This window comes from Lactobacillus sp. PV034, from assembly GCF_014522305.1.
In the GTDB taxonomy this organism is placed as follows: Bacteria; Bacillota; Bacilli; order Lactobacillales; family Lactobacillaceae; genus Lactobacillus.
In genome coordinates this window covers 750,660-768,401 of sequence record NZ_CP041982.1, presented here as the reverse complement: position 1 = coordinate 768,401, position 17,742 = coordinate 750,660, and the positions used below count along the sequence as shown (strand labels likewise).

General features: G+C 33.0%; 19 protein-coding genes. 16 read left to right on the top strand and 3 right to left on the bottom strand.

Translation table 11 applies throughout. The features are described from left to right. The first annotated feature begins 98 nt into the window (after window positions 1-98). From FP432_RS03905 to FP432_RS03880, 6 genes are all read left to right on the top strand, one after another. The gene (locus FP432_RS03905) at window positions 99-287 is read left to right on the top strand and encodes a hypothetical protein (protein WP_265489543.1); all 189 of its coding nucleotides are present in this window, start codon (window positions 99-101) and stop codon (window positions 285-287) included. A gap of 116 nt (window positions 288-403) precedes the next feature. Continuing rightward, complete coding sequence (locus FP432_RS03900; protein ID WP_265489542.1) at window positions 404-670, top strand: phosphocarrier protein HPr; 267 nt, start codon at window positions 404-406, stop codon at window positions 668-670. Then, window positions 670-2,409 (top strand): phosphoenolpyruvate--protein phosphotransferase, encoded by a 1,740-nt coding sequence (ptsP, locus tag FP432_RS03895; protein WP_265489541.1) that lies wholly within the window; start codon window positions 670-672, stop codon window positions 2,407-2,409. Before FP432_RS03900 ends, ptsP begins: the two co-directional genes overlap by 1 nt. 290 nt (window positions 2,410-2,699) lie before the next feature. Continuing rightward, window positions 2,700-3,104, top strand: a complete 405-nt coding sequence (gene spx / locus FP432_RS03890; protein WP_265489540.1) for a transcriptional regulator Spx — start codon at window positions 2,700-2,702, stop codon at window positions 3,102-3,104. 102 nt (window positions 3,105-3,206) lie between these two features. Continuing rightward, window positions 3,207-3,881: an adaptor protein MecA gene (locus FP432_RS03885; RefSeq protein WP_265489539.1), complete on the top strand. Its 675-nt coding sequence runs from the start codon at window positions 3,207-3,209 to the stop codon at window positions 3,879-3,881. Between the two features lie 11 nt (window positions 3,882-3,892). Continuing rightward, on the top strand, window positions 3,893-4,804 hold the full coding sequence (locus tag FP432_RS03880) for a competence protein CoiA (RefSeq protein WP_265489538.1): 912 nt from the start codon (window positions 3,893-3,895) through the stop codon (window positions 4,802-4,804). Window positions 4,805-4,816: 12 nt separating this feature from the next. Here the strand turns inward: FP432_RS03880 and FP432_RS03875 are convergent, their stop codons facing one another. Further along, window positions 4,817-5,431 carry a DsbA family protein gene (locus tag FP432_RS03875; RefSeq protein WP_265489537.1) on the bottom strand — a complete coding sequence of 205 codons (615 nt, stop codon included), beginning with the start codon at window positions 5,429-5,431 and terminating at the stop codon, window positions 4,817-4,819. 81 nt (window positions 5,432-5,512) lie between these two features. Beyond that, window positions 5,513-6,136, bottom strand: a complete 624-nt coding sequence (locus FP432_RS03870; protein WP_265489536.1) for a CYTH domain-containing protein — start codon at window positions 6,134-6,136, stop codon at window positions 5,513-5,515. 91 nt (window positions 6,137-6,227) lie between these two features. Here FP432_RS03870 and FP432_RS03865 point away from each other — a divergent pair, with 91 nt between their 5' ends. The 3 genes from FP432_RS03865 to FP432_RS03855 are packed head-to-tail and all read left to right on the top strand — an operon-like array spanning window position 6,228 to window position 8,538. Beyond that, window positions 6,228-6,854 carry a GTP pyrophosphokinase gene (locus FP432_RS03865; RefSeq protein WP_265489535.1) on the top strand — a complete coding sequence of 209 codons (627 nt, stop codon included), beginning with the start codon at window positions 6,228-6,230 and terminating at the stop codon, window positions 6,852-6,854. Then, window positions 6,854-7,663, top strand: a complete 810-nt coding sequence (locus FP432_RS03860) for an NAD kinase (RefSeq protein WP_265489534.1) — start codon at window positions 6,854-6,856, stop codon at window positions 7,661-7,663. The genes FP432_RS03865 and FP432_RS03860 overlap by 1 nt, the downstream gene beginning before the upstream one ends. Beyond that, window positions 7,663-8,538: an RluA family pseudouridine synthase gene (locus FP432_RS03855; protein ID WP_265489533.1), complete on the top strand. Its 876-nt coding sequence runs from the start codon at window positions 7,663-7,665 to the stop codon at window positions 8,536-8,538. The genes FP432_RS03860 and FP432_RS03855 overlap by 1 nt, the downstream gene beginning before the upstream one ends. Before the next feature lie 34 nt (window positions 8,539-8,572). Here the strand turns inward: FP432_RS03855 and FP432_RS03850 are convergent, their stop codons facing one another. Continuing rightward, window positions 8,573-9,592, bottom strand: a complete 1,020-nt coding sequence (locus FP432_RS03850; RefSeq protein ID WP_265489532.1) for a lactonase family protein — start codon at window positions 9,590-9,592, stop codon at window positions 8,573-8,575. A 175-nt stretch (window positions 9,593-9,767) separates the two neighbouring features. Here FP432_RS03850 and FP432_RS03845 point away from each other — a divergent pair, with 175 nt between their 5' ends. The 7 genes from FP432_RS03845 to ymfI all read left to right on the top strand — a co-directional run bounded on the left by FP432_RS03845 (window position 9,768) and on the right by ymfI (window position 17,698). Then, window positions 9,768-10,955, top strand: coding sequence for an AI-2E family transporter (locus tag FP432_RS03845; RefSeq protein ID WP_265489531.1), 1,188 nt, complete (start codon window positions 9,768-9,770; stop codon window positions 10,953-10,955). Window positions 10,956-11,025: 70 nt separating this feature from the next. Then, on the top strand, window positions 11,026-11,592 hold the full coding sequence (locus tag FP432_RS03840) for a tRNA (cytidine(34)-2'-O)-methyltransferase (protein WP_265489530.1): 567 nt from the start codon (window positions 11,026-11,028) through the stop codon (window positions 11,590-11,592). Beyond that, a complete protein-coding gene (locus FP432_RS03835) occupies window positions 11,582-12,016 on the top strand; it encodes a DUF1149 family protein (RefSeq protein ID WP_265489529.1) in 435 nt (144 codons plus the stop codon). The genes FP432_RS03840 and FP432_RS03835 overlap by 11 nt, the downstream gene beginning before the upstream one ends. A gap of 12 nt (window positions 12,017-12,028) precedes the next feature. Beyond that, complete coding sequence (locus FP432_RS03830) at window positions 12,029-14,521, top strand: DNA translocase FtsK (RefSeq protein ID WP_265489528.1); 2,493 nt, start codon at window positions 12,029-12,031, stop codon at window positions 14,519-14,521. Between the two features lie 2 nt (window positions 14,522-14,523). After that, window positions 14,524-15,738, top strand: coding sequence for a M16 family metallopeptidase (locus FP432_RS03825; RefSeq protein ID WP_265489527.1), 1,215 nt, complete (start codon window positions 14,524-14,526; stop codon window positions 15,736-15,738). Beyond that, window positions 15,735-16,973 carry a M16 family metallopeptidase gene (locus tag FP432_RS03820; protein ID WP_265489526.1) on the top strand — a complete coding sequence of 413 codons (1,239 nt, stop codon included), beginning with the start codon at window positions 15,735-15,737 and terminating at the stop codon, window positions 16,971-16,973. The genes FP432_RS03825 and FP432_RS03820 overlap by 4 nt, the downstream gene beginning before the upstream one ends. Continuing rightward, window positions 16,970-17,698, top strand: a complete 729-nt coding sequence (ymfI, locus tag FP432_RS03815; RefSeq protein WP_265489525.1) for an elongation factor P 5-aminopentanone reductase — start codon at window positions 16,970-16,972, stop codon at window positions 17,696-17,698. The genes FP432_RS03820 and ymfI overlap by 4 nt, the downstream gene beginning before the upstream one ends. The last annotated feature ends 44 nt before the right edge of the window (window positions 17,699-17,742 follow it).

The following is a 17,742-nucleotide window of genomic DNA, read 5'->3' as shown; positions in this document are numbered from 1 at the left end:
GTTTGAAAGAAAAATAATTACTTATTAAATTATCTTAAAAATTTATTTTTTTAAATTTATAATGGTTAAAGAAACAAAGTAAAAGAATAGGATTTTTTATGGAAAAGAATTACGAAGAAATTTTAACAAGTTTAGCTGATGGAAAATTAAGTGAGTATAAGATTGAGGCAAAAGATGCGTTTGCATTTCAACAAGCTTTGAGAAATTTTGGACGTCGTCAGGATATTACTGGAATTGCTCAAAGAGGGGGAAGTATCATTTATAAACAGGCGGAAAACCAAGTTTAGTTTAGAAAAATGAAAACCATTACATTCCTGTTGTATTAACATTGAAAACATGTTAATCTAATAGACGAATGGGGTATAACTCCCGATTATTTTGATTTAAAAGGAGATAATTTAAAATGGAAAAACGCGAATTTCACATTATTGCTGAAACCGGGATTCATGCACGTCCTGCTACTTTATTAGTACAAACTGCATCAAAATTTAATTCAGATATTAACTTAGAATATAATGGTAAAACTGTTAATTTAAAATCAATTATGGGTGTTATGTCACTTGGTGTTGGCCAAGGTGCTGATGTAACTGTTACGGCTGATGGTGATGACGCTAAAGAAGCCATTGAAGCCATTGCAGATACTATGAAAAAGGAAGGCTTAGCTGAATAATGACGAAAACATTAAAGGGTATTGCAGCTAGTGACGGTATTGCCATTGCAGAAGCATATCGTTTAGTAGAGCCTGACCTTTCGTTTTCAAAAACTTCAATAACTGATGTTGATGCTGAAATTGCTCGTTTTAAGAAAGCAGTTGAAGAATCAACTAAAGAACTCGAAGCTGTTCGAGATAAAGCTAAAGAAACATTAGGTGAGGATGAAGCACAAGTCTTCGATGCTCACCTTTTATTCTTAAGTGATCCAGAATTTACTGGTGCCATCGAAACTGAAATTAAAGACGAAAAGATCAATGCTGAAGCTGCATTAGATGATACTGCACAAAAGTATATTGCAATTTTTGAAGGTATGACTGATAACGCATATATGCAAGAAAGAGCTGCAGATGTGCGCGATGTTTCAAAAAGACTTATGGCACACTTACTTGGTAAGAAGTTGCCAGATCCTGCTTCAATTGATCACGAAGTTGTAGTTATTGCTCACGATTTAACCCCAAGTGATACTGCACAACTTAATAAAAAATATGTTAAAGGCTTTGTGACTGATATTGGTGGTAGAACCGCTCACTCAGCAATTATGGCACGTTCACTTGAAATCCCAGCTGTAGTTGGTACTGAAACTATTACTTCAGATGTTAAAGACGGTGAAATGGTTATTGCTGATGGTTTAGATGGTGATGTGCTTTTTAATCCATCTGATTCAGAAGTAAAAGAATACACTGAAAAGGGTAAAGCATTTGCCAAGCGTAAGGCTGAATGGAAGAAACTTAAAGATGAACCTTCAGTTACCGCTAACGGTAAACACTTTACCATTGCTGCCAATATTGGTACTCCAGATGATATGGAGGGTGTAAAGGAAAATGGTGCTGAAGCTATTGGACTTTACCGTACTGAATTCTTATATATGGATTCATCTGATTTTCCATCTGAAGAAGATCAATTTAAGGCTTATAAAGCTGTATTGGAAGGTATGGATGGTAAGCAAGTTGTTATTAGAACTTGTGATATCGGTGGAGATAAGCACTTAGATTACTGGGATCTTCCCGAAGAAATGAACCCATTCTTAGGTGTTCGTGCTATTCGCCTTTCAATGCAAAATCCTGATATTTTTAGAACTCAATTAAGAGCATTGTTACGTGCATCAGCTTACGGAAAATTGGGTATTATGTTCCCAATGATTGGTACGCTTGATGAATTACGTAAGGCCAAGAAGATTCTTGCAGAAGAAAAAGATGATTTAGTCAAGAAGGGTGTTAAGATCGGTGATGATCTTCAAGTAGGTATGATGATTGAAGTTCCAGCTGCAGCAGTTTTAGCAGATCAATTTGCTAAGGAAGTCGATTTCTTCTCAATTGGTACTAATGACCTTATTCAATACACTATGGCTGCTGACCGTGGAAATGACAATGTTTCCTACCTATATCAACCATATAATCCTTCAGTTTTACGTTTGATCAAACATACTATTGATGGTGCCCACGAAAATGGCATCTGGTGTGGTATGTGTGGTGAAGCTGCTGGTGATGACATAATGTTCCCAATTCTTTTATCAATGGGATTGGATGAATATTCAATGAGTGCAACTTCAATTTTACGTATCAGAAGTTTGATGAAGAAAATTAATACTAATGATATTAAAGAACTAGCTAATGAAGCTTGTGATGTTTCTGAAACTTATGAAGAAAACAAAAAGTTAGTTGAAGAAACAATGAAGAAGTTAGGAATCAACGAATAAATTTAATATTATTTTAATTAAAAAGAGAAGACGTGGAAACGTTTTCTCTTTTTCTGCTCTAGGGACGAAATTGCTTAAAAAATTTATAATATTGAGTTCTTATTTTATGACAAATTAATAATACGTGTTATAGTATATGTATAAGATAAAGAAAGATACAAATAGTTCTTGGATTTACTTAGAGAAATAAGTAAATCTGCTATAATTCTTATTAATCTAATTGAGAGACCAACATTTTTTAATTATTCTAATCAGTCTTATAGCTCTATCTAAAAAGGAGTGTAGTTTTTATGATTAATTTATATACATCACCAAGTTGTACTTCTTGTCGTAAGGCAAAAGCATGGTTAAAGGAACATGATATTGAATTTAAAGAAAGAAATATTTTTGCAAAACCTTTAAACAAAGACGAAATTATGCAAATTCTTAGTATGACAGAAAACGGAACTGAAGAAATTATTTCTACACGTTCTAGAACTTTCCAAAATTTAAAGGTAAATTTAGACGATCTTTCTATTCAACAATTGCTTGATTTAATTGAAAAGAATCCAAGTTTGTTGCGTCGTCCAATTATCATGGATGATCGTCGACTACAAGTTGGTTACAATGAAGATGAAATTAGAAGATTCTTGCCAAGAGAAGTTCGTCGCTTAGAACTTGAAGAAGCAGAAGCTTTAATTAATATTGAATTTTAATAATAAATAAAATATTAAAAACGTTAGCTGGTTAGCTAACGTTTTTGTTTGTACCAAAAAATAAGGTACAATAGAGATAAATGATAATCCGAGGTGAGAATAGTGCAAGTACATAGAATTAATGAAAATACAATTCAAGTGAACATTGATGCTGATGAATTAAAAGAGCGAGGTATCACTATGCTTGATCTCCTAGGAAATAAAAGTCAAATTCAAAACTTCTTTTATCAAATTTTAAATGAAGTTGATGGTGATCATAGTTTTGCTAAAGATGACCCTGTAACTTTCCAGGTTATGCCAAGTGGATCGGGATTAGAATTATTAATTTCTAAAGTAGGTAATAATGTTTCTGATCAAAGTGATAAGGGGGATGCTCAATTAAAGCAATTGCTAGATGGACTAGGTGATTTACAAAAAACTGGTGATAAAAATGCTTTTCGCAAAACAAAAATCGAAGAAGAAACGCCTGACTTACTTCAATCACAACGGCGTATTTATGTCTTAAAGGGTATTGAAATGGTTGCAGGACTAGCTGATACTCTCAAAGTAGAGGGACTAGCTTCAAGTCTTTATACGTATTTGCATCAATATTATTTAGATTTGGCCTTTCTTGATGATAATTACATTGAAATGAAACCTGAAGATGCCTGGGTTATAGCTAATGAATTTGGAAATAATATTTCATTAAAGAAGTTTAATAAGATAAAACCTAAAGCTAAGCGTTTAATTGAAGAAGATGCATTAGGAAATTTGCGACAATATTTTACAAAAGCTTAAAAGAGTAGAGTTTGAAAGAACTTTACTCTTTTTTTCGTAATAAATATTGGGGTGAAAAAATGTATGCTGCACTATTAGATAAGAAATTGGTTTTAGCAATTAGTGAAGCGCAGCTTGTTCATCAAGGATACAAGAAATTAAATGGTACTTTTTATCATTGTCCATCTTGCAAAAAAAGGGTAATTTTGATTATTTCTCAATATAAAGCGCCATTTTTCAAGCATTTAAGTTTAATTACCGGTGAGGGGGAAAAACAGGAACATTTAGAAAGTAAGAAGCTGCTTTGTAGTGCTCTGGTAGCTTGTGGTTATCCAGCAAGGATGGAAGTTTCTCTTGCCTTTAATCAATTACGGGCAGATATTTTAGCGTCAAAAAAAATAGCTTTTGAAATTCAATGTGCGCCATTAAGTGATGAAGAATATCAACATCGCCATACTTTATATGAGAAACTTAATATTAAAGATATTTGGATAGTAGGAAAGCGCCATTACTTAAAAAAGAAACTTATTCGATCACAATATAAATATTTACGAAAATCGCCTAGTTGGGGTTGGTACTTGCTTGAAATTGAGCCAACAAGACAAAAAATCCATTTAAAATATCACATTCAGTTAGAGGCTAATAGCAACAGAGCTTGGTTTCAAAGAAAAGATTTTAAATTAGATGAAGATGGGTTAAAACAGCTTTTTACATTTATGCCACCTACGATACCATTGAAATTGACTAGTCTTGAGAAAGGAAAAAATTATCTTTATCGTCAATTAAGAGATAGAACAAAATTCGGAAGAGAAGTCGGAGAGTTACTTTACAAGCAAAAATTAACGCTTGATCAGATACCTGACCAAGTCTTAATGGTAAACCGAGATCCTTTCACTTCAAAAAGAATAGTTGATTTTTTACATAAAAAAAGAGCATCTCATTAAGAGATGCCCTTCTTATAAAAGATGCAAATTAGCTTGTCCACTAATCTTAGAGTTGTTGATAGCATTGGCTTCATTTAATACGATATCAACATCATCTTCTGTAACTTTCCCTTCAATTTTATAATTACAATTATCGTGATCATAATCATAAAATAATGTAGTTGGGGTAGTTTGAACATTAAATTTCTTAGCTAAGTGTGAATCCTTATTCATTGAATAAAGAACGTATTTTGACATTCTTGTTTCTTCAAATGCAGAAGGATTAATACTATATTTCTGCAAAAATTCGTTGACTAAATCCTTTGAGTATTTTTTATCGTTTTCATTAACAGCTGCCTGCAAATCGAATATAAATTTTCTCGCAGTTTTGTTACCCTTAATTAGCTTTACAGCATGATAGTCTTTAATAGCATTAAAGGTGCGGCGACTAAACTTGTTAAACAAATTTAAATCGCAAGTCGGCAAATTCCGCGCTAGAAGATCATTGCGTATGGTAGTCATATTTGCCATTGGAATAAAATGATAGTCGACCTTTTTCTGTGAATCATCAATACCGTTAATTATTGCTTTTTCATTTAAATAACAATTAATACCTAAAGGATTCATAAAGAAGAAGATTTCAAACATATCTTTTCCTCCATATGTTCTCCACTATATAATCTACTTAATACTCTATCAGATTTTTAGTCAAAAATAAACTTAAACGACTTATTTTGCGTGACTATAGGCACGTTGTACTTTATTTTGGTTAGTATTGTCTTTTGTAGACTTAAAATTAAATTGTTTTTCTAGTTCAGTTAGAACTTTTTTGATAAGTTTTGGATCATCATTTTCAATTTCTAATTCAAAATCAGTAAAGCCATCTTCATAAATGGTCATATCCAAAGTTAAATCACAATTATCTGGACCTGGTGCAATAATTCTTCTTGTTTTACTCCAAGTACGTAATTCCAAATTATCTGCTACTTCTTTGCCGAAGTGATCTAATAAGTATTTTTGAACGTCACCACCAAAGCTAAAATGCTCACCTCTTTGAGCTGCATTAACCATCTGTTCACCTTGTGCAAGAGAAAGAAGATCATTAATCTCAACTACTTCATGAAAAGTATCCTGTTTAGGATTATCTTCTTTTGCTTTTAAAGTTTGTTCTGCTCGTTCTACGAAAATTCTGATTCGAACACTAGCATCATTATTAGCTAGATCAAGATCTGGCGTGTCAAAATAAAAATTTTGTTGATTATATTCAGACCTTGATGCAAAAGCATCTCTCATTTTTTCATAGGTCTTTTGATCTATTAAAGTTTTTGATTCTATTTCGATATTTTTTGACATAATTTTAACCTCCAAAGTCAAAACATCTTCTTCAATATGTCTTCCTCTATATGGTAGAATAATTTTGGCAAAAACGGAAAGGATTTAGCTGATGAAAGATTGGGATACATTTCTTTGGCCTTATAAAGAAGCCGTTTCGGAATTAAAAGTTAAATTTCGTTCGCTGCGGCAGAGTTTTTTAAATGAAGGTGAACATTCACCGATCGAATTTGTAGTGGGACGCGTTAAAACTGTTGATTCAATCAAAGAAAAAATGAAAAGACGGGTAATTGCTCCGGAAGTTATCGAAACTGATATGCAAGATATTGCTGGAATTAGAATTATGTGCCAATTTGTAGACGATATTTATAAAGTGGTCGATTTAATTCATGAGCGGCAAGATATGCAGGTCGTGGAGGAGCGCGACTATATTAAAAATGCTAAGCCATCTGGCTATCGTTCATATCATATGGTTATTGAATATACTGTTCATCTTCCTGAGGGACCTAAAAAAATAATCGCTGAAATACAAATTAGAACTTTAGCGATGAACTTTTGGGCTACGGTCGAACATACTTTGAATTATAAATATCAAGGTGAATATCCAGAAGATATTTCTGAAAGATTAAAGATAACTGCGGAAGCGGCTTATAAGCTCGATGAAGAAATGTCATCGATTAAGGATGAAGTCCAAGAGGCTCAAAGAATATTTACCAAAACAAAAGGAAAAGAGCATTAATGAAGGTTGCAATTGTAAGTAATGATCGGGTAGAAACAAAGGCAGTAGTAAAGAACCTAGAAAAATTACTAGCTGCCAAAAAAATAGAAATTGATGTGGAGAATCCAGACGTTATCATAAGCGTTGGTGGAGATGGAACTCTAATTTCAGCTTTTCATAAATACGTTAATATTATTGATCAAGTACGCTTTATTGGGGTGCATACAGGACACCTAGGATTTTATACTGATTGGCGAAATTTTGAATTAGATAAGTTAGTCGATAACTTAACTAAAAAGCAGCCCTCTACTGCATCTTATCCATTACTTGAATTGATAGTTACGCGAAAAGATAATAGTAAGAGAAAGCTTTTAGCTTTGAATGAAGCTACTATTAAACGAGTTTCTAAAACATTAACTGCCGATGTATTTATTAGGGACCAATTTTTTGAGAGCTTTAAGGGAGATGGGCTATGTGTTTCAACGCCTACCGGATCTACAGCTTATAGTAAATCACTTGGTGGTGCAGTTATTCACCCTCGCTTAAAAGCACTTCAAATGACCGAAATTGCCTCAATAAATAATCGAATTTTTAGAACACTTTCTTCTCCTATTGTTATTTCACCTGATGAATGGATTACAATTAAACCTGCCAAAGCACGGCATGATGATTATATTATTACCTATGATGGATATACTTTGAGAGGGAAAGATATTAAAAAGATTGAATACCGTATTTCACAACATGTAATTAGATTTGATAAGTATCAACATACTCATTTTTGGAATCGAGTAGAAGATGCCTTTATTGGGCATGATCGAGAAGTATAATGCAATATTTTAAATTAGTGTTTAAACAAAAAACTCCCCAACAATTGGGGCGTTTTTTGATGAAAAATGGATTCTCTCATCGAGCTTTGACTAATAGTCGGCATCATGGGGGCATGATGTTAGTTAACCATAAGCGGCGATATAGTAAGTATCTTCTTCATCAAGGGGATGAAGTAATCTTTATTATAGGGCGAGAAAAAGAAAATAAATGGCTAAAGGCGTCAACTAATCCCATTAGTATTGTCTTAGAAACAAAGAATTACTTAATTTTAAATAAACCATCAGGGGTTTTATCCATTCCTTCACGTTACGAAGATGATGATGCCATAGTAAATCGAGTTTTAGGTTATTTTGAACAAAAGCAAGAAAAAGTTAAACCACATGTGGTAACGCGCCTTGATCGTGATACTTCGGGGCTAGTATTAATTGGAAAAAATTCTGTTGCTCATGCACGTTTTAGCGAGTTGGGGAAAGATAAATTAGTAAAAAAATATCATGCCATAGTTCATGGAAATTTTGCTAGTGATAAATTAGAAGGAATTATAGATCAACCAATTGGAAAAAAAGATGAGAGCATAAAACATTGGGTTTTGCCAAGTGGTAAGCCGTCGCAAACTAAATATAAAGTGTTGGATCAAACAAATGATGCCGCTCTAGTAGAATTACAGTTATTCACTGGTCGTACTCATCAAATTCGGGTTCATATGTCTCATATTGGACATCCATTATATGGGGATCCTCTTTATGGAAGAGAAGATAGTTTTGAGCGTCAAGCATTAAATTGTTTTCTTTTAAGTTTTAATGATCCTTTTACTTCTGAAAGAAAAGAAATTACAATTTCTGATCCAGAAGATATGAAAAATTTATGGCAATAAAAAATAAGTCACGCTGATTAGCATGACTTATTTTTTATTGGATGAACTGTACACAGGTTGCTTCAGGAGCTAAAATATTTTTTTGAATTGGCGTTAACGTACCGTTTTTTTCATTACGTGTATATAAGGTAGCATTATTTGTATTTTGATTAGCAGCAACAACCAACTTTTGGGCTTTATCCCAGTTAAAATCACGTGGGAATGCACCAAAAGTTGAAATTCGCTGGATAAGTTCTAACTGTGAATCTGGTTTTACCTTGAAAACAGCGATGCTATCATCCCCACGATTAGAAACATAAAGGAAGTTGCCATCCTTAGATAAGCGAATGGCAGCTGCTCCATTGTGTCCTTCAAAATGATCTGGAATGGTTTTATAAGTAGCAATATTTTCAAAAGTCCAGTTCTCTTCATTTATGTGAGCTACGTTAACTTGACTTGATAACTCACCAACAATAAACATAGTTTTACCATCAGGAGAAAAGGTAAGATGGCGTGTACCAAACCCAGATTCCATTTGGTAAGTTGCTAAGTGAACGAGTTTATTATCTTTAAAATCATAAAAATCTACACGATCAGTTCCTAAATCGCATGATACGAGGTGACCTTTAGGTGTGCGATCAAAGTAGTGGGGATGGGCCGCTTCTTGTTCTGGACGTGGGCCGCTACCTTGATGCTGAGTATTAGTAATAAAGGTTATATGACCACCATCATCATAACTAAAAACATTAAGCGTAGCTAAATGATAGTTTGCTGTAAAGATTAAATGATGAGTACGATCTAAACCAACATAAGCTGGCGCTGCACCTGGATGAAAGAAAGTATCAACCTGTGTATAAGTGTCCTTATCTTTCTTATATGAGGCAATACCTGCTTGAACACCATCTTGAATAATTGTGATCAGTAAATCGCCATCTATTTGAAAATAAGTAGGACGATTAACATTAATAACATTCTTAACTTGCTCAATTTCAATGGGAGAAGTTGAGGTATCGATTTTACCTGCGTAGATTCCCTTTGAAGTTTTTGTAGTATAACCACCAAGTAAAACTTTCATATAAGATTCCTTTCCATCTAATAATTTAATAGCAGTATATCACATTTAGTAAGTAAGATTTGTAAGTTAAGAAGGTCAAAAAAACAAGTTGAGTTTTATGGTAAAATTTATTAAGACATTAGTTAATTTTCATAATTACACATTAGAATTATTTATAATATGAAAGAGTTAGTTGATGGAAAGAAAAACAAATAAAGAGTCAGCAAAGAATAACATATTTGTTAAGTGGTTCTTAAATAATCGTTTTAGCGTAGTTTTATTAAATATTCTTTTATTCTTTTTAATTCTTTTGGTATTTAATAAAATATCTTTTATTTTAAATCCTGTTTGGACCTTTTTTTATGCTATTTTACCCCCATTATTAGTCGCTTCTATTCAGTTTTATTTAATGAATCCACTAGTCGATTTTTTAGAGGAAAAATGGCATGTTCCACGAATTATCACAATTATTATCCTATTTCTATTAGTTATTGGGTTAATTATTTGGATTATCGCCATTTTAGTACCAATTGTTCAAAAACAAACCACATCATTAGTTAATAATTGGCCGGAGTATTGGAAAGATGCGCAAAAAAGTTTTAATCACATGCTGCATGATCCTCGTTTAAATAGTGTAAGGGGCAATATCAATGATGCAATTGCAACTGCCCAAAGCAAGCTATTTACTACTAGTAAGGATAGTATTGATATTGCCTTGGCTAATGTTACTAATGCAGTTAATGTTATTACTATGATTGTAATGACATTATTAACCGCACCTTTTGTTCTTTTTATTATGTTAAAGGATGGACACAAGTTTAAACCCTACCTGGCTCAGTTTGCTCCTAAACGTTTACAGGAAAGCTTTGCAAGCTTATTGCATGATATTAATGATGCTATTGCCTCATATATTCGTGGACAAATAACAGTAGCATTCTGGGTAGGAGTAATGTTCAGTATTGGCTACTCAATTATTGGATTACGCTATGGCATTACTTTAGCTGTTTTAGCAGGATTTTTGAACTTAATTCCTTATTTTGGTACCTTTATTGCGTTTATTCCAGCATTAATTATTGGAATTATGACTTCTCCGATGATGTTGTTAAAAGTGATTATTGTATTCGCAATTGAACAGACCATTGAAGGAAGATTAATTTCTCCATTAGTAATGGGTAACAAAATGAATATGAATCCTGTAACAACTATTTTATTATTGATTGGTGCAAGTGCAGTTTCAGGATTATGGGGTGTAATTTTTGCAATTCCAATTTATGCGGTTATTAAAATTATTTTAACTAGATTATTTAACTATTATCGCAATATTTCAGCCCTATATAGCGAAAATAAGCCTTCAAGTAATGATAAAAAATCAATAAAAGAGTAGAATTGTAGGTAACAAATTAACGTGGTACTTGAAAATCCAAGTGCTACGTTTTTTTACGAGGGGGTATTTTATGACTAATCATATTGTTTTGTTTGAACCAGTAATGCCAGCAAATACAGGGAATATTGCCCGAACCTGTGCAGGAACTAATACGGTTCTTGACTTAATTGAACCTCTAGGTTTTCAAATTGATAATAAAAAAATGAAAAGAGCTGGATTAGATTATTGGGATAAAGTTGAAATTCACTTGCATGATGATTTACAAGCTTTCTTAGATACTCTAGGACCAAATGATGAAATGTATTTAATTTCAAAATTTTCATCAAAGAATTATGCTCAGGTGGATTATACAGACACCAATAAAAATTATTATTTTGTATTTGGAAAAGAAACTACAGGTTTACCTGAGACATTCATGCGTGATTATTACGAGCGCAATTTGAGAATTCCCATGTCTGATAGTATTAGATGTTATAATTTATCTAATTCTGTTGCTATGGTTTTATTAGAAGCTTTACGACAACAAGGATTTCCAAATTTAGAAACGTCGCATCATTATGAAAATGATAAATTAAAAGATGATTATAATCGTCCAGAGCGTTATGAACGAAATTTAGGTGAAAATAATGGAAATTAAAAAAATGACTCCTATCTTGGTACAGCACTTTCATTATGATTTAAATGATACTTTAAAGGTAAAAAATGATTTAAATGTATCTATTCGCCAAGTATTTCAAACTAATGATCAAGGTGAGCAGTATGAAGGGAAGTCTGGGCACTTCTTTGAAGTTGCAGTTCCTTTTGAAGTTGCACCTGCGCCTGGACAATTCACTGTATCAGGGTTAGTAAGCCAAGTTGTTCAGCTAATTGATTATTTTGGAGAAGGAAGAGATTTAAAGCCAAACGACTATGAATTAATTTCACGCCCTCTGGTTGAAGAAATAGAAACATTAACTTATCAGCTAACTCAAATTACAATGGAACAACCGGTAAATTTAAACTTTAAATCAAATTTTGATCAACTCAAATTTAAAGAGAAACAAAATTCTGATAAAAATTAGGAAGGATGTCCTATGCCTAAGAGCAAGAAAAGAAAGAAGAGAAGAAATAATACAAAAAAACAAAAACAAGATATGACCAATGTTTTGATTGGTATCGTATTAGTCTTAATTAGTATCTTCTCTTGCTTACACTTTGGTATCTTTAGCCGTCAGCTAGTAAACTGTTTACGTTTTATAGTAGGTAATACACATTATTTAGCGAGTTTTATTTTAGGAATTGTTGGTTTAGTAATGATTATTTATAATCAAAAGCCTCATCTTGGAATTAAACGAAGTAGTGGCGTTATTCTAGCTTATGGTGGCGTTATGCTCTGGCAAAGTAGTAATTTCTTTAAAGATCTAATGATTAATCATGATTTCGTTAACAGTTTTGTTAATATCATTGATGGTGAATTTGCTCGAGGCCAAAACACTACTAGCGTTGGCGGAGGATTGATTGGAACTGTCCTTTATCAAATAATTTTCCCAATTTTTGGTCATCTTGGTGCTTTGACACTGGCTGTTTGCGGAATTATTTGCGGTATTTTAATGATCTTTAATGTGAAATTTGCTGATATTGTAAGAATTTTTCAAAAAGTTTCGCAATTATTTATTCAGAAGAATAAGGCTGCTGGTAATGTAATTAGTGATAAAATTCAAAATACTTATTCTGATTTTGTCGAAAAAAGAGAACAGCAAAAAGATAACCGAAAAAATTTAAGAGATCCTTATGACTCTGATGATGATTTTCTTCCAAATACAGCAGATTTTCATGAGCAAACTAAAATTGATAATTTAGATAAGCTGCCTCAAGAAAATCTTGGTTTAAGTGAAGAAGATCCCTTTAAACCAATTCCAATTGAAGATTCTAGTGAACATCTATCAGAAGATGCTGTATCAGAAAATTCTCTTGTATCTCCAAAATCTGATTTGCAAAATAAATCACCAATAATTCAACACCAAAACGTTGAAGGCGATTTACCAAAATCGCATTCTTTCGCTGATGAAGATAATAAAATTCGTCAGGAACTCAGTGGTGTTGATCATGGAGATTTTGATACTAAATTAGCCGTAAACAATCATAATGAGAATTATGTTCTCCCGCCGCTTGATTTATTAGCGCCGATTCAAAATGTTGATCAATCCCAAGATAAGAAATTGATTCAGCAGAATACTCAAGTGTTAGAATCTACATTTAAGAGTTTTGGGGTGGATGTCAATGTTAAAAAGGCTGTTTTAGGACCTACTGTTACGCGTTATGAAGTTCAACCTGCAGTTGGTGTTAAAGTAAGTAGAATAGTTAATTTAGCTGATGATTTAGCTCTTGCTTTAGCTGCTAAAGATATTAGAATTGAAGCACCAATTCCGGGTAAACCCTTGATTGGAATTGAGGTTCCCAACCGTACGACATCAGCTGTATCCTTTAAAGATGCAATGATGCATCAAGATAAAAAATCTAAGTCATCTGATTTAACAGTTCCTTTAGGAAAAAATGTTACCGGGGAAATAATTTCTGCTGATCTAAGAAAGATGCCACACTTATTAATTGCGGGATCAACGGGATCGGGTAAATCAGTAGCGATTAATACAATTATTACTAGTATCCTAATGAAATCACATCCTGAAGACGTAAAATTGGTTTTAATTGATCCTAAGATGGTCGAATTATCCGTTTATAACGGTATTCCTCACTTGTTAATTCCTGTGGTTACAGATGCCAAGTTAGCGGCAAATGCATTGAGAAAAACTGTTAAAGAAATGGAACGACGTTATAAGCTTTTTGCTGCTGGAGGCGTTCGAAACATAACCGAATATAACCAAAAGGTTGATGAAAATAATCAAGATAAAGATAATCCAGTAATGGAAAAACTGCCATACATTGTAGTAATAGTAGATGAGTTGAGTGACTTAATGATGGTAGCTGGTCATGATGTAGAAGATGCCATTGTTCGCTTAGCTCAAATGGCAAGAGCGGCTGGTATACATATGATCTTGGCTACTCAACGTCCAAGTGTAGATGTTATTACCGGATTGATTAAGGCGAATGTTCCATCTCGTATTGCCTTTGCAGTATCAAGTGGAGTCGATTCACGCACAATTTTAGATCAAGTTGGTGCAGAAAAATTACTTGGTCGCGGAGATATGCTCTTTTTACCAATTGGCGCTTCAAAACCTGAGCGTGTTCAAGGAGCTTTTATTTCCGTAGATGAAGTTGAAAAAGTAGTTGAATGGGTAAAACAACAGCAAGAAGCTGAATATGATGAAACTATGATTCCTTCTCAGCAGGATGGAAATGGGGATGAAGATAGTGACGAACCGGATGATGAATTTTATCAACAAGCAGTTGAGCTAGTTCGAAAACAGCAATCTGCAAGTGTTTCGATGTTGCAAAGAAGATTTAGAATTGGATATAACAGGGCAGCCAGAATTGTAGATACGATGGAAGCTAAAGGAATTGTGGGACCGTCAGAAGGATCGAAGCCTCGGCAAGTTCTAATTCCTCCTGAAGAAGATGGAGATAGTTAACAATGACTAATATTCAAATTGAGCATAATTCAAAATTTAAAACAGCCACTTTGGGCTGTTTTTTGCGCTTACCTTTAACTCAAGAGAATCTTGCATTGGCAAATATATTAGCAGTTATGCAAAATAATGCGAGTGCTAGATATCCTGGAATTAGCATTCAAGCTAAAGCTCTAGAAGAATATTATGATGCACAATTAGCAATTTTCCCGCAGGTTTTTGGAAATCAAATAATTTTATTTTATGTAATTAACTTTATTGAACCCAAGGAAGTTTTAAATCCAGATTATAATTATCAAAAGATTATTGAAACTTTTGTGGATATTATTAAAAATCCACTTTTTAATCCATCTTTACTCTATTTAGCAAAGAGTCAACTTATTAGTGTCAGAACACAATACTTAGACATCCCAGCAAATTATGCCTTGAATCGTTTTTATCAATATTGGTACCGTAATCTACCGGAGTATTCTGAGAATATTTTTGGTGATTTAGAAGTTATAAAAAAATGTACTGTCCTGCAGATAAAGAATTTTTTTAAAACTTTAAAGGAAAAACCAGCAATTTGTTTAGGCTTAGTTGAAAGTCCGAAGTTGATTACAGATTTACTTCAAGAAAAACTAGATTGGCCTGGGTTTTCACAATCCTTTAGTGTTGAAAATCTTTCCATTATTGCAAAGTATGATCCAATTAAAAAAGTTGAAGCGGGAAACCATGAACAGGCACAATTATTACTTGGCTTTGGTTATCCAAATAAATTATCATCTGATCTGCGCCAGTTTGGCGGAATTATCTTAAGTCAGTATTTGGCAGGAGACGAATCTTCAAAGTTATTTGCTACGATTCGGGAAAAAATGGGAGCGGCTTATGCAATTGATGCAGATAATTTATTAGATAACTCTTTATTTTTGATTTCAACAGGAATCAATTATAATAAGCTAGCTGAGACTAAAAAACAAATTAAAACTGTTCTTAAAGAAGTTGCCGCTGGCAAAATTGATACTGAACTATTTAATAAGGCTCAAAGAGCATTAAAACGCATGTATCATGAAAATAAAGATCAAGAGAATGTGCTATTGATGCAAATGCTAGCAAATTCTTTAAGGGGCAGAAATTTAACTATTGATGATCGAATAAATAAAGTGATGAACTTTAATGAGAAGAAATTAACTCAATTTGCTCAATCATTATTTTTGAATGAAAGCTATTGTTTAAAATGAGAAATTTAGAAGTATTTAAACGCACTTTTCCTTCAGGATTTAAGGCTCAAGTAATCTGTCGACCTAAGTTCTATAAAAAATTTATGGGAATTATTGTAGATTTTGGTGGAAGTGACACACAAGAATTAAGTGGGGGAGCACACTTTTTAGAACATAAATTATATGCGAAAACTACTGGAGATATTTCAAAAAGAATTGAAGCTTTAAATGCGATCACTAATGCCTTTACATCATACAATGAAACAATGTTTTATGTTGAATTTTTAGAGCATTGGCGTCAAGTTATTCCGCTTTTGTTTGAACTGGTAGGAACAACTCATTTTACAGAAAAAAATGTAAAAAAAGAGGCGCAAATTATTTCCCAGGAACTTGCAATGTATCAAGATGAGCCAAGTTGGCAATTAAATCATGATCTTTTTGGAAAAATGTATCCAAAAACTAATTTAGCTGAAGACTTAACTGGTACATCTTTATCATTACAGAAAATGACTCCTGAGATCTTAAGTAAAATATATGCGAAAAATTACTATAGTGGTAATTTAGAATTTGTGGCTTGCGGGGGCTTTAGTAAAAATCAAGCCCACGAGATTTTGCGTGAAGTAGGCAAATTACAGGAAAAGTATTTTAGATCTTTGAAAAAAAGAAAGAATTCTTGGCAAGATGTGCAATCGTCGAAGATAAAAGATGGCAGGATTAAGGGGAGTGCTAACATTCCTATGATAGGAGTTGGGATTAAATTACCAGATTTTTATTCATTAGGTTTGCCCTTAACAAAAGGTCAAGTTCAAATTTTAGTTGAAATGATGTTGGAAGCACGCTTAGGGGCTAGTAGTATATGGTTTGAAGAAGCTCAAAAGGCTGAATTGCTTGCAACGCCACTGTCTATTAATGTGACTTATACCAGACAGGGAAACTATGCAATCATTAGTGGTTCGAGTGATAAACCAGAAAAACTACTAAATGAAATAAAGCGTCAAGTGCAATTTGGAAGTATTGTTGAGAGTAATTTTAATTTACAGAGAAAAATTTTTCTTGCTAATAATATTCGTGAGTGTGATCAGATTGAAAATCTAGCAATAGAAGAGGCTGAATATTCATTAGACGGGGAAAGTAGATCTGAATTATACCAAAAAATTCAAACTATTGGGTTTAGTGAATTTTGTCAAATATATGAAAAAATTTTAAATAGTAGTGAGATTTTTTCTACTATTCTTGAGAAAGAAATTGAAGAATGAAACGAGCAATTATTTTTGGGGCAACAGGTGGAATTGGGCAAGAAATTGCTTTTGACTTAGCTGAAGCAGGGTGGTCCTTATATTTACATTTTGAAAAGAATGAGTTGAGGGCCAAACAAATACAAAAGAAATTAGTAAAATTATATCCCCAACAAGAATTTTTCCTTTTGCAATTATCTTTTCTTGACCCCGATGAAAAATTTATTAACCTAAGTAAAGGAATATTTTCAATTAATGCAGTTATTTTTGCACAGGGAATAACTGATTATAATTTTTTATCTGCTCAATCTCTTACAACCATAGAAAAAATTTTGAAGATTAACATGGTTACGCCTATTAAGTTGACAAAACTTTTGACCCCTTTACTTTTATCTCGCGAACATAGCAGAATTATTTATTTGGGGTCAGTTTATGGAAAACAAGGAAGTGCCTTGGAAAGTGTATACAGTGCAAGTAAGAGTGGAATTTCTCGATTTGTCCAGGCATATGCACGTGAGGTGGCCATGAATAATTTAACGGTAAATGTTCTAGCTCCAGGGGCAGTAGACACACCAATGAATGAAATTTTTTCTGCAGATGTTATAGAAGAAGTTAAAGATGAAATTCCAGTTAATCGATTAGCAGTACCTAGAGATATTTCGTTTTGGGTAAAAAATTTGCTTTCTCCTCAGGCAGATTATCTTACTGGTCAAACGATTTACATTGATGGTGGCTGGCTTGTTTAATCAAAGCGCAAAATTTGTTATACTCTAAGTAAATTACGAGAATT